13 protein-coding genes are annotated in these 12,035 nt (G+C 71.0%); 7 read left to right on the forward strand and 6 right to left on the reverse strand.

What is annotated here, in order from left to right; translation table 11 throughout:
* Positions 1-60: 60 nt before the first annotated feature.
* The 3 genes from frc to AB0M27_RS29550 form a co-directional block, all read right to left on the reverse strand.
* Positions 61-1,317 (reverse strand): formyl-CoA transferase, encoded by a 1,257-nt coding sequence (frc, locus tag AB0M27_RS29540; protein WP_365725922.1) that lies wholly within the window; start codon positions 1,315-1,317, stop codon positions 61-63.
* Positions 1,318-1,366: 49 nt separating this feature from the next.
* On the reverse strand, positions 1,367-3,100 hold the full coding sequence (oxc, locus tag AB0M27_RS29545; RefSeq protein WP_365725924.1) for an oxalyl-CoA decarboxylase: 1,734 nt from the start codon (positions 3,098-3,100) through the stop codon (positions 1,367-1,369).
* A 215-nt stretch (positions 3,101-3,315) separates the two neighbouring features.
* On the reverse strand, positions 3,316-4,302 hold the full coding sequence (locus AB0M27_RS29550; protein ID WP_365725926.1) for a LysR family transcriptional regulator: 987 nt from the start codon (positions 4,300-4,302) through the stop codon (positions 3,316-3,318).
* A 76-nt stretch (positions 4,303-4,378) separates the two neighbouring features.
* Here AB0M27_RS29550 and AB0M27_RS29555 point away from each other — a divergent pair, with 76 nt between their 5' ends.
* Both AB0M27_RS29555 and AB0M27_RS29560 read left to right on the forward strand, forming a co-directional pair.
* A complete protein-coding gene (locus tag AB0M27_RS29555) occupies positions 4,379-4,939 on the forward strand; it encodes a PAS domain S-box protein (protein ID WP_365725928.1) in 561 nt (186 codons plus the stop codon).
* 131 nt (positions 4,940-5,070) lie between these two features.
* Positions 5,071-5,496 (forward strand): SRPBCC family protein, encoded by a 426-nt coding sequence (locus AB0M27_RS29560; RefSeq protein ID WP_365725930.1) that lies wholly within the window; start codon positions 5,071-5,073, stop codon positions 5,494-5,496.
* A gap of 49 nt (positions 5,497-5,545) precedes the next feature.
* Here the strand turns inward: AB0M27_RS29560 and AB0M27_RS29565 are convergent, their stop codons facing one another.
* The gene (locus AB0M27_RS29565; protein WP_365725932.1) at positions 5,546-5,824 is read right to left on the reverse strand and encodes a hypothetical protein; all 279 of its coding nucleotides are present in this window, start codon (positions 5,822-5,824) and stop codon (positions 5,546-5,548) included.
* 34 nt (positions 5,825-5,858) lie between these two features.
* On the opposite strand from AB0M27_RS29565, the gene AB0M27_RS29570 reads away from it, so the two are divergent.
* A complete protein-coding gene (locus tag AB0M27_RS29570; RefSeq protein WP_365725934.1) occupies positions 5,859-6,530 on the forward strand; it encodes a protein-L-isoaspartate O-methyltransferase in 672 nt (223 codons plus the stop codon).
* A 33-nt stretch (positions 6,531-6,563) separates the two neighbouring features.
* Here AB0M27_RS29570 and AB0M27_RS29575 read toward each other — a convergent pair whose 3' ends face one another.
* Positions 6,564-7,313: a PP2C family serine/threonine-protein phosphatase gene (locus AB0M27_RS29575; RefSeq protein WP_365725936.1), complete on the reverse strand. Its 750-nt coding sequence runs from the start codon at positions 7,311-7,313 to the stop codon at positions 6,564-6,566.
* 240 nt (positions 7,314-7,553) lie between these two features.
* Between AB0M27_RS29575 and AB0M27_RS29580 the strand changes: the two genes are divergently transcribed.
* From AB0M27_RS29580 to AB0M27_RS29590, 3 genes are all read left to right on the forward strand, one after another.
* A complete protein-coding gene (locus AB0M27_RS29580; protein ID WP_365725939.1) occupies positions 7,554-7,913 on the forward strand; it encodes a DUF6204 family protein in 360 nt (119 codons plus the stop codon).
* Between the two features lie 69 nt (positions 7,914-7,982).
* Complete coding sequence (locus tag AB0M27_RS29585) at positions 7,983-8,426, forward strand: MarR family transcriptional regulator (RefSeq protein ID WP_365725941.1); 444 nt, start codon at positions 7,983-7,985, stop codon at positions 8,424-8,426.
* A gap of 219 nt (positions 8,427-8,645) precedes the next feature.
* The gene (locus AB0M27_RS29590; RefSeq protein WP_365725943.1) at positions 8,646-10,085 is read left to right on the forward strand and encodes a hypothetical protein; all 1,440 of its coding nucleotides are present in this window, start codon (positions 8,646-8,648) and stop codon (positions 10,083-10,085) included.
* Here AB0M27_RS29590 and AB0M27_RS29595 read toward each other — a convergent pair.
* Positions 10,082-10,510 carry a MazG nucleotide pyrophosphohydrolase domain-containing protein gene (locus AB0M27_RS29595; RefSeq protein ID WP_365725945.1) on the reverse strand — a complete coding sequence of 143 codons (429 nt, stop codon included), beginning with the start codon at positions 10,508-10,510 and terminating at the stop codon, positions 10,082-10,084. The two genes, AB0M27_RS29590 and AB0M27_RS29595, sit on opposite strands and share 4 nt — an antisense overlap.
* 152 nt (positions 10,511-10,662) lie before the next feature.
* Between AB0M27_RS29595 and AB0M27_RS29600 the strand changes: the two genes are divergently transcribed.
* Complete coding sequence (locus AB0M27_RS29600) at positions 10,663-11,661, forward strand: TAXI family TRAP transporter solute-binding subunit (RefSeq protein WP_365725948.1); 999 nt, start codon at positions 10,663-10,665, stop codon at positions 11,659-11,661.
* Positions 11,662-12,035: the final 374 nt, after the last annotated feature.

Raw genomic sequence — 12,035 nt, forward strand, 5'->3', positions numbered from 1 at the left:
CCGACGACAGCAAGGAGCCGGCCCGGAGCAGTGTCCGGGCCGGCTCTGTCACGCCGTGGTTCAGATGATGATCTGCTTGTCACGCATCCCGGCGACGGCACTCGCATCAAAGCCCAGCTCGCGCAGGACCTCGTCGGTGTGCTCGCCGAGCAGCGGGGCACCCTTGATGTCGGGCTGGAACCGGGAGAACTTGATCGGGCTGCCGACCGTCAGGTACGTCCCGCGGCCCTTCTGCTCGACCTCGACGACCGTCCCGCTCTTGCGCAGCGCGGGGTCCTCGGCGATCTCCTTCATGCTCATCACGGGGGCGCAGGGCACCTCCCACTTGCGCAGGATGTCGACCGCCTCGTACTTCGTCTTGTCGGCCAGCCACTTCTCGATCTCCTCGAAGATCTCGAAGATGTGGGCCTGCCGGGCCCTGGCGGTGCTGTACTCCGGGTCCTCGGCCCACTCGGGGCGGCCGATGGCCTCGGCCGTCCGCTTCCAGTTCTGCTCCTGGACCGTGAAGTAGATGTAGGCGTTGGGGTCGGTCTCCCACCCCTTGCACTTCAGCACCCAGCCCGGCTGACCGCCGCCGCCTGCGTTGCCGCCCCGCGGCACGGCCTCGCCGAACTCCCCGTTCGGGTACTGCGGGTACTCCTCCAGGTAGCCCACGCGGTCCAGGCGCTGCTGGTCACGGAGCTTGACCCGGCACAGGTTGAGCACGGCGTCCTGCATGGACACCGCCACCTTCTGGCCCTTGCCGGTCCGGTCACGGTCGATCAGCGCCGTGAGCAGCCCGATGAGCAGGTGCATACCGGTGTTGCTGTCACCGAGGGCGGCACCGCTGACGGTGGGCGGGCCGTCCCAGAATCCGGTGGTGGACGCACCACCGCCGGCGCACTGGGCCACGTTCTCGTAGACCTTGAGGTCGTTCCACGGCGAGTCCTCGTTGAAGCCCTTGACGGAGCCGAAGATCAGCCGCGGGTTCCACTCCTGGAGCGTCTCCCAGTCCAGGCCCATGCGGTCCATGGCGCCCGGTGCGAAGTTCTCGACCAGGATGTCGGCCTGGCGGATCAGCTTCTCCATGACGTCCCGGCCCTCGGGGGACTTGGTGTTGATGGCCAGGGAGCGCTTGTTGCTGTTCAGCATCGTGAAGTACAGCGCGTCGACGTCGGGGAGGTCGCGCAGCTGATTGCGCGTCACATCGCCGCCGGCGGGGCGCTCCACCTTGAGGACGTCGGCTCCGAGCCAGGCGAGCATCTGGGTACAGGCCGGGCCGGCCTGCACACCGGTGAAGTCGATCACTTTTATCCCGGAGAGGGGCAGTTCAGACATGTTCGCTTTCCTTTGTGAATCGTCTCGATACGGTGATGGCGATACGTGGTCAGTGCTTGGCCGTGATGCCCTTGGGGTTGAGGTGCGCGATGTTGCCGCTCTCGGTGCCGTCCGTCGGGTCGATCACGCAGTCGATGAGCGCCGGACCGCCGGCGGCCAGCGCCTCACGCAGGGCGGTGGCGACCTCTGCGGGTGTCGTCGCCTGGTAGCCCTTGCCGCCGAACGCCTGGATCATGAGGTCGTGGCGGGCCTTCAGAGCGGTCGGCGCCGGGTCGTCGGAGGCGGAGGGGTCGTCACCGCGGTAGACACCGCTGTTGTTGAGTACGACGGTGACGATCGGCAGGTTGTAGCGGCACACCGCCTCGATCTCCATGCCGCTGAACCCGAACGCGCTGTCGCCCTCGATGGCGACGACCGGGTCGCCGGTCTCGACGGCGGCGGCGATCGCGTAGCCCATGCCGATGCCCATGACGCCCCAGGTGCCGCTGTCCAGCCGGTGCCGCGGCGCCTGCATGCCGATGGTGTTGCGGGCCAGGTCCAGCGCGTTGGCGCCCTCGTTGACGACATAGGCGCGCGGGTTCTCGTGCAGCACGTCGCGGATGGCCTGCAGCGCGCCCAGGAACTTCATCGGGTGCGCCGTCTCGGCGGCCTTCAGGCGGCCGGCCATCTTGGTGACGTTCTGCGCCGAGCGGGTGGCGAGTTCCTCGCGCCACTGCGCCGGGGCCGTGATCCGGCCCGGTTTGCCGCGCTCGACCATAGCCTCCATCACGGAGCCGATGTCGCCGACGAGCGGGGCCGCGATGGGCTGGTTGCTGTCCATCTCGTTGGCCGCGATGTCGACCTGGATGAACTTGGCGTCCGGGCTCCACTGGGGCGCGTCGCCGTGGCCGAGCAGCCAGTTGAGACGCGCGCCGACCAGCATGACGACGTCGGCCTTCTTCAGCGCCAGCGAGCGCGCGGTGGCCGCCGACTGCGGGTGGTCGTCGGGCAGCAGGCCCTTCGCCATCGACATGGGTACGTAGGGGATGCCGGTGGTCTCGACGAACTCCCGGATCGGCTCGTCGGCCTGCGCGTACGCCGCGCCCTTGCCGAGCACGACCAGCGGCCGCTCGGCGCCGGCGAGGAGCTCGATCGCGCGGTCCACGGCCTCGGGCTGCGGCAGCTGGCGCGGTGCCGGGTCGACGAGCCGCCACAGCGACGCGGCGCCCTTCTCGGCGTCGATGACCTCGCCCAGCACCGCGGCCGGGATGTCCAGGTAGACCCCTCCCGGGCGTCCGGAGATCGCGGTACGGAGCGCGCGGGCGAGGCCGCGGCCGATGTCCTCGGCCCGGTGTACTCGGTAGGCCGCCTTGGCGAACGGCCTGGCGGCCGCGAGCTGATCCATTTCCTCGTAGTCGCCCCGTTGGAGGTCGACGAGGTGCCGCTCGCTGGACCCGGAGATCTGCACCATCGGGAAACAGTTGGTGGTGGCGTTGGCGAGCGCCACGAGGCCGTTGAGGAAGCCCGGCGCGGACACCGTCAGGCAGATGCCTGGCTTCTGCGTGAGGAACCCGGCCGCCGCCGCGGCGTGCCCGGCGTCGCTCTCGTGCCGGAACCCGATGTAGCGGATGCCCGACGCCTGCGCGAGACGAGCCAGGTCGGTGATCGGGATGCCGACGACCCCGTAGATGGTCTCGACGCCGTTGAGCTTGAGTGCGTCGACGACCAGATGGATCCCGTCGGTCAAAGCGGCCGGTTCGTCGGCGCCCTCCGCCCCCGAGTCCTGTGTGACAGCGTCCGTCATGGTCCGGATCCTCCCTAGAGGGTCGCCCAGTTCGTTTTCCGTGACTCACGATCCGCGCCGGGAGACCGACGCGTCCAAGATCTTTTGCCAACCAGCTGATTTACGGCGTTTATCGAGGTGGACATGGGTCGGCCGAGTGCGCCACGGCGCGCCCGGGACATCGGCCGGCGGCGGTGTGCGAGGGGGCTCCCCGCCGGTCGCCGGAGGCGCCCCCGTCAGCCCGCCCCGCGGAGTTCGGCGAACTGCCCGCCGTGGGATTCCTCGGAGGCGCCTGCCCCGGCGGCGCTCTCCGGCCACTCGGGCACGAAAACCTCGTCCAGCGACAGCCCCGCGACCACGTTGAGGAATGCCCTCGCCGCGACCGAACCGGGAGTCGCCGCGCGGATCGCCACCGAGATCGGCGCCCTTGCGTCCGGCCCGATCAGCCGGACGGCCCTGGTACCGCCGGTCACCGGCATGGTGTTCAGCCATGTGTGCGGGACGACGCTCGCCCAGGCGCCCGTGGCGACATGGGAGTAGAGGGCGGCGACGGAGTCCGTCTCCACCTGGGGGGTCGCCACGGCCCCGGCGCTTTCGAAGGCACTGTCTATGAACTGACGGAAACGCATGTCCGGGGAGAGCAGCGCCAGCGGCAGCTCGGCCGCCTCCGCCCAGCTGATGGTGGAGCGCGCGGGCACCATGTGCTCACCGGGCACCAGCAGCACGTACTGCTCCTCGTACAGCGGCACCACGTCCACACCCTCCCGGTCGTCGGGGCCGAAGTGGGCGATGGCGGCGTCAAGTTCGAAGTCGAGCAGCTGCCGGACCAGCTCCGCGGAGGACAGCCGGGAGCAGACCCTCACCCTGGCCAGCGGGTGCATCGCGCAGAACGCGGCCACGGGGAGCGCCGTCGTCGTCGACACGGTGGGTCCCGTCCCCAGCCGCAGCGTCCCGGTGATGCCCGACCGCATGACGGCCACCTCGGCCTTGAACGCGTCGTGCTCGGCGAGGATCCGCTTGGCCCAGACGACGAGCCGTTCGCCCTCCGGGGTCAGGCCCTCGAAGTTGTGCCCCCGGTTGATCAGGGTGACGTTCAGCTCCCGTTCCAGCTTGGCGATGGCGATCGACAGGGCGGGCTGAGAGACGTAGCAGGCATCCGCTGCCCGCGCGAAGTGCTTCTCCCTGGCCACCGCCACGAAGTACTCGAGCTGCCGGAACAGCATGGAGCGGCTCCTTTCACAGGGACGGACATTGTATGCAGTATTCCTTATTCAGGATGCGCACGCCATACTGTCGGCGGTGCCGATCAACGACAGGCGCGCCCGGCACATGCCCGCGACCGCGGTCCGTCGGGCGCGCGCCAAGAGGAGGGAAGACGCCGTGGGCGACGCGAACAATGCGACAGTCGGAGTCGGTGAGCCGGAGGCCTGGCTGGCCCGGGCGATCGTGCGGGAGTCGTCCGAGGCCATCGTGGTGGCCGACCCGGAGGGGATCATCCGGGTGTGGAACGCCGGAGCGGAACGCATGTTCGGCCACTCCGCGGCCGAAGCCGTCGGCCACAGCCTTGACCTGATCATCCCGGAGAAACTGCGGGATCGGCACGGGAAGGGCTACCGGCACACGATGGCGACCGGCGAGACCCGGTACGGCGACAAGCTGCTCGGCGTGCCGGCCACCCACCGGGACGGCCACCGCCTGTCGATCGAGTTCACGGTGGCGCTTCTGCGCGACGAGACCGGCCGGGTGGCCGGAATCTCCGCGATCATGCGCGAGGTGACGGAGCGGCGCAACACGGAGAAGGCGCTGCGCACGAGGCTGGCGGAACTGGAGCGGCGCCTGCCGGAGACGTCACCGGCCTGACGGTACGCCCGACCGACGGCACCGGCGCATCACGCGCGGCGGCATCACACCCGACTTCAACCACCTGTCCCCGCAGGGCGCACACTGGAAGCGGAAGGCCATGCGTCATGAGTTGCACGTGGAGGTGGGCCATGAGCACCCTCGAACTGCACGTCGACGTCGGGGTTCCGGTCGGCAGGGCCTGGGAGACGCTGCACCGGGTGGAGAACTATCCGCGCTTCCTGGACGGGGTGCGGGGTGCGCGTAAGGAGGCGGGGGGCCGGGCGCATCTGGAGGTCGAGGCGGGCGGCCGGGCCCGGGAGGTCGAGGCCGAGGTCACCGACCGCGGCGAACACCTGATGGAGTGGCTCACCAGAGGCGGCCCCGAGCTGATGGGTTCCTTCTCGGTGCTGCCGATCGACCAGAACCACACCCGGATCCAGGCACGCCTGGAGTACGACCCCGACACGGTCCGGGTCACCTTCGGCGGCCCGAAGGGATTCGCCCAGACGAACGCGATCGAACGCCTCGTCCGCGGCGATCTGGAGCACTTCAAGGAGTACGTGGAACGCGGGTGAGCGGCGGGAACACGGTGGGCGCGGTGGCACCGGGCAGCCGGTACGCCGGTCAGGTCTCCATCACGGCATCGCAGTCCGGGCAGACCACCGAGGCGTGTTCCTCGGGGTACCAGGGCGCTCCCGGGTGGTCGGAGGGCTTCCAGCCGGTCGTCTCCATGGCGAAGGTGTCCTTGCCGCAGAGGGTCCGCGGTCCCGCGGCCGTGTGCGACCCGGGTGCCGCCGGTGCCGCGTGCACCCGGCGGACGTGCCGTTCCGCGCCACTCGTCGGTCCCGTGGTGGAGCGCGTTGCCCCAGGCCTGTCGAGTTCGTAGACGACGATCTCGGTCATGTCTCCACCGTAGGCGTCGCCACCTGGTGGTGCGGTGAACCAGGCCGTGAAGTCCGTACCCGGACAACCGGACGATCTCGTGCGGGCCCTCGTGGCCGCCGGGGTCGGGGACGAGCGACTGCTCGAGGCCGTGCGGACGACGCCCCGGGCGGGATTCGTCCCGGCCGATCAGCTGGCCGCCGCCTACCGGGACGTACCCGTTGCCATCGGTCAGGGACAGGTCACCACGCAGCCCTCGCTGTCCGCCATGATGATCGAGGGCCTTGATCTGGACGGGTCGGAGCAGGTCCTGGAGGTGGGTACGGGTCTGGGCTTCCAGACCGCGCTGCTCGCCCGGCTGGCCGCGGACGTGGTCAGCATCGAGATGCGGCCGGACATAGCCCGCCGGGCGCGCGTGAACCTCGCGCGTCAGGGCGTGCGGAACGTGGAGCTGCGGGTCGGCGACGGCAGCGGCGGTGTGCCGGACCGGGCTCCGTACGACGCCGTCCTCGTGTCGGCGGCGTTCCCGGAGGTGCCCGCGCCACTGGCCGCGCAGGTGCGCCCGGGTGGCCGCCTGGTGCAGCCGATCGGGCCGGGCGGGCACGAGCTGGTGGTCTGCTTCGAGCGCACCGCATCGGGGCTGGCGCAGGTGCGGGTTCTGATCTCTGCGTGCTTCGTCCGGTTGCAAGGGCGATACGGCTTTCCGTCGGGGGAGTTCCCGTCGTGAGTCTTCGGCCGTGATCGCTTCCTCGGCCGTGAGCTATTCGTCGGAGATGCGTACGACCGCCAGCGTGATGTTGTCGGGGCCGCCCGCGGCGATGGCGGCCTTCCACAGCTCGAAGGCCGCGCGGCCGTCGTCGTGCTCCCGCATCACCTCGTCGAGCACATCCGCCGGCAGGGGATCGGTCAGACCGTCGGTGCAGATGAGGTAGCGGTCGCCGGAAGACAGGGCCTGGGCCGTCACATGGGGTTGGACGGCGCGGTACGAGGGGCTGCCGCCCAGGCACTGGGTGACGATGGACGTGGTGTGCTGTCCGGGTTCGAGCGGAGGGCTGTCGTCGACGCTCACCTGGCGCAGCCCGTCGCGGGAAGCTGCGTAGACCCGGCTGTCGCCCACGTTGAACGCCAGCAGCGAGTCCGGCTGCACGACGATGCCGGCGACCGTCGTGCCCATGGCGGCGAGCTCGGTCTCCTTCTCGCCGCCGGCGGCCGCGTACACGGCGCGATTGCACGCGTGCAAGGCGTCGCGGACGGCGTCCTCGCTGCTCAGGTTGGGGCCGACGGACGCGATTCGGCGGGCGACCAGGGCGCTGGCCACGTCGCCGCCGGGATGCCCGCCGAGCCCGTCGGCGACGGCGACGACGAGGGGTGTGCCCAGCGGGAAGACCAGGGTCTGCGGACTCTCCGTCACCGTGGCGCACAGGGTCCACGGCCCGATCACGAGGCTGTCCTCGTTCCGCTCGCGGAGCAGCCCGGGGTGGCTCAGCGCGCTCACCGCCACGTACCGCATGGAACGCCACCGCCTTCCCGGACGGGCCACGGCAGTCGGTCGGCTCGCTGCCTGCGGCTCCAGGGTAGGCGCTCGCCGGAGGAGCCGAGCTGCGCCGCGACGCTTCCAGCCCCGGGCAGCCGAACCGCGGCCGTCCGGTTCGCGTCGGGTGGAAGGCTCAGGTGAGTGGCGGTGCCGAGGAGGCCCGGCCCGTTCGGAAATCCGGTGGAGACCGAGGCCCGCTGTGCCTATGGTCACGGGATGAGCACTCGCACTTTCCGGATCACCGTCCGCGGCGCCTTCGACGGCCTCACCGACGCGCAGCGGGCCGACCTGCTGGCCGATGCCGCCGAACACGACGTACTGCGCGCCGCGTTCACCCCCGAAGGCAACCTCACCTACGACATCGCCGCCCGGCCGGCTTTCGTCTTCCGTTTCTCCGACACCGGGGAGGAAGAAGAGGACATCCTGGAGGCGACCGAACGAGCCGAGGAGGCGGCGAAGGCCTGGCTGACCGAGCGCGGCTACGGCTTCAAGAACCTCCGCTCCACCGCCGAGGACCTCTCCCAGGCGCCGATGGGCAAGCGGCAGCGGCGCGCGGCACGTTCGAACGGCGCATAAACTTGAGCACTCAAGGAGAAGGCAATGAGTGGCTACGGCGAGGACACCGGGAGCGGGCAGTGAGCAGCCATGTGTGACGCCCTGGACGCGGCACTGCGACTGGTACGTGCCCAGGCGGCGCTCGTGCGGCGCTTCGACTCCCGGCTGAGTGGGCTGCACGGCGTGAGCCTCGCCGACTTCACCGTGCTGCTCCGGCTGAGCCAGGCGCCCGGCGGCCGCATGCGGCGGGTCGACCTCGCCGAGGCACTGGGCCTGACGGCCTCCGGGGTCACGCGCGGGCTGGCGCCACTGGAGCGGATCGGGCTGGTGACCCGTGAGGCGGACGCCCGGGACGCGCGCGTGGCCTACGCGTCGCTGACCGGGACGGGCCGACGGCGGCTGCAGGAGATGCTGGCGACGGCCGAGGAGACCGCCATCGAGGTCTTCGCCGCCCCGGCGTTGAACGCCGAGGACATCACACAGCTGTCGTCCCTGCTGACCCGCCTCGGCGGCACCTGCCTGGCCGGCTCCTGAGCCTCGCTTTCACGTCCCCTTTCGGCCCGCCGTGACGTGAACTCGCCGTAATACAGGTCACTTTGGGATGTGGCCGAATTGTGAGGGGTCCCTGCCCAAACGCATGGCATGCTCATGGTCATCGCGAGTTACCGGCCGGTTCTACCGACAAGTAGCCCCCGCCTGGTACCTCCTCTCTGCCACCCCCCACTCCACACAGGACCGACCATGCGCAGACGCATGCGGCACAGACGTGCCCTGCTGCCCGCCTTCACCGTGACCACCCTCCTCCTCGCCGCGGCCTGTTCCTCGCCCGCCTCGCACGCCGAACCGTCGGCCACCGCGGGGCACGACCGACAGGTCGAGGCCGCCGACCGGTCCGCCGACGGCACGGACCACTCACTCGCCGTCGCCGCGCCCGCCACCACCACGACCGCCGCGTCCGCCACGGCGGGGCCGGCCGGCTCCGGGCAGCGGGCCCACAGGACGACGCTGGCCATCGGCACTTACGACAGCCACACCCGGCGGGCCATCCTCACCAACAAGCCCGACAAGCCCGACAAGCCCGTCCCGCAGGGAAGTTCATCACCCTCCTCCCCGCCCGCCTCCTCCACTCCCTCCGGCGCCCCGCACAAGGCCGCCGTCGGTGATGTGATCGCCAGTGCGCCCGCGCCCGGGGCACCGGACGGGTTGCTCGCCAAGGTCACCAAGGTGATCGGCGAGACGGACGGCGACACCGAGGTACAGACGGAACCGGCCACCCTCAACGCACTGCTCGGCGACGAGACGGCCAAGGGCGTCGTACCGGTCGACCCCTCGTCCTTCGCCGTCGACAAGCTCCTGCCCGGTGTGAAGGTGTCCTGGGCGACGACTGGTCACGCACACGCCGGCCCGAAGGGCGCCACGGTGCCGCTCGGCAGCCTCCGGCTCGACCTGAGCGCCGACATACCGACGGCCCAGGACGCCCCGGCCTCCGCCACCGCCTCGGTGCACGGCTTCGTCCAGGTCGCCCCGCAGGTCGACTTCGCCTACGGCGGCGCCGGTACCGACGCCCCGCCCGGATCCGCCTACCTCGGTGTGTCCGGCGACTGGACCTCCGGCTGGGCGGTCAAGGGCCGGGCGGCCGCGGCCACCGGCACCCCGCTGCGGATCCCGTTCGCCAAACTGCACGCGGACCCCGTCCTCCAGGTCGGCCCGGTCCCCGTCGTCGTCAACCTCGACCTGACCGCGTACGTCCAGATCAGCGGCGACGGGCGGGTCACCGTCGACGTCGAGCAGAACCTCAAGGGCGGCTTCAAGGCGGGCGGCACCTTCGGCCCGGCCAGGGGCTGGACGCCGGTCAGCTCCTCGGACATGACGAGCACGCCCGTGCGCACCTCCGTCACCACGGCCGGGAACGTGAAGGCGGCGCTCGGCGCCGAGGCCTCGGTGGGCCTCTACGGCACCGTCGGCGTCACCGCCGACCTGGCCCCGTATCTGCGGGGCGAGGCCTCCGGCACGGTCACCGCCTCCACCGGCGGCGGGGCGAGGGCCGCGGGCGCCTGGGGCGTGTACGGCGGGGTCGATCTGTCCGGGACCCTGCGGCTCCAGTTGTCCGTCTTCGGCACACCGGTCGTCCAGCGCAGCATTCCGCTGGGCACCCTGAACCGCGAGTGGAAGCTGGCGGGCGGTACCTTCTAGGCGCTCGCCCGCGAAGAACAGTCCTCAGCCGCCGGTATCCAACCCTGGCTGCGCAGTACGGACGACACGTCCGGCGCGCGGTAGTGCTCACCCTTGAGGACCTTGCCGTCGGCCCGGCGGGCGACCTGTCCGTCCGGGCCGAGCTTGCTCATGTTGGCGCGGTGGATCTCGGCGATCACCTGGTCGAGGTCGATGCCGTGGACCAGCGCCGTGCCGTACGCCACATAGACCACGTCCGCCAGTTCGTGCGCGAGCTTGTCCAGTGGGCCGTCGACCGCGACCTCGGCGACCTCCGCGGCCTCCTCGGCGAGCAGTTCCCCACGGTGCGCGGCCAGTTCGGGGCTCACCTCCGTCGGCGCGGTGCGGGCGTCGAGGCCGAAGGCGCGATGGAACTCTCGGACGAGGTCGGCGGGCGAAGTGCTCATGCGACGACTCTAACGGCCACCACTGACAGAGCCCGCGACCCTCTTGCCCGCCCCGGAGTGACCCCGTCTCCTGTCCCGGGTTGAGCTCGATGCCCGCCCCGGAGTGACCCCGGCCCTGGTCAGCGCCGCGCCCGCCCTGGCAGGATCGCCGCATGTCCAAGGTGTTCCCCCGTATCAGCAGGCGCCGGGCGCTGCCGGCCGCGGCCGTCGGTCTCGTGGTGCTCGGGCTGCTGCTGTGGTGGCTGCTGCCGCTGGGCGACAAGCCGCCGAGCGGCACGATCGTCTTCAGCACGGGCACGTCCCGGGGGGTCTACCAGGAGTACGGCGAGCGGCTGCGCGCCGAGTTCGCCAAGGACATGCCCAACCTCAAGGTGAAGCTGCTGAAGAGCGCCGGCTCACAGGAGAACGTGCAGCGGGTGGCGACCGGCAAGGCCGACTTCACCATCGCCGCGGCCGACGCGGTGGAGGCGTACGAGTTGCAGCACGGCAGCGGTGCCGGGCGGCTGCGCGGTGTGGCCCGGCTCTACGACGACTACGTCCACCTCGTCGTGCGCAGCGACTCGGACATCAGAAACGTCACGGACCTGCGGCACAAGCGGGTGGCGACCGGGCTGCCCGACTCCGGGGTGCGGCTGATCGCCGACCGTGTGCTCAAGGCCGCCGGCATCGACCCCCGTAAGGACGTCACCCCGGTCGCGGACGGTATCGACACCGGGCCCGACCAACTGGAGCGGCACAAGATCGACGCCTTCTTCTGGTCGGGCGGCCTGCCCACCAAGGGACTCCTCGCCCTGGCCCAGAGATCCGCCTTCAAGTTCGTGCCGATCGAGGGCGACCTGATCGCCAAGCTGCACAACCAGGGCGAGGAGGCGCGGTACTACCGGGCCACCAACATCCCCGAGTCGGCCTACCCGGCCGTACAGCAGGGCAACGAGGTCCCGACGATCGCCGTGTCCAACCTCCTGATGACCCGCACGGACGTGGACCCCCGTCTCACCGAATGGGTGACCCGTACGGTCATCAACAGCCGCGACGACATAGGCGCCCATGTCCACTCCGCCCAACTGGTCGATCTGCGCACCGCCGTCTACACGGACCCGCTGCCCCTCCAGGAAGGCGCCCGTCGCTATTACCGCTCGGTGAAGCCCTAGCCCGGCGCACGGCCCGGAACCCTGGCGGCTCGCCCCGTCACGAGCGGGCCGGGGCCGCGCCCACCGCACCGAGCCCCGACCGTACCCGCGCCTCATCTCCCGCGTCGCGCAGGAGAACCGCCGCCCTGGGACACGCCGGCCGCCGAGGCCACGCCGACCGGACCAGACCCGCGAGCGATTCCGCGGCCCGCCGTCGCCGTCCGCGAAGGAACGCCGAGCCAAGGCCGCGACCGGCTCCGTGGCCCAACTCTCGGGCCCCGAGCGAACAACCACGCCCCAGCAACCGCCCAGCCGGTCGAGCCACACCGCCCGGCCCGGCCAAGCCACACCGCCGACCGGCGAGCCGCCACCAACGACTGCCCCGAGGCCCCAGG

Source organism: Streptomyces sp. NPDC052107, from assembly GCF_040680215.1.
In the GTDB taxonomy this organism is placed as follows: Bacteria; Actinomycetota; Actinomycetes; order Streptomycetales; family Streptomycetaceae; genus Streptomyces.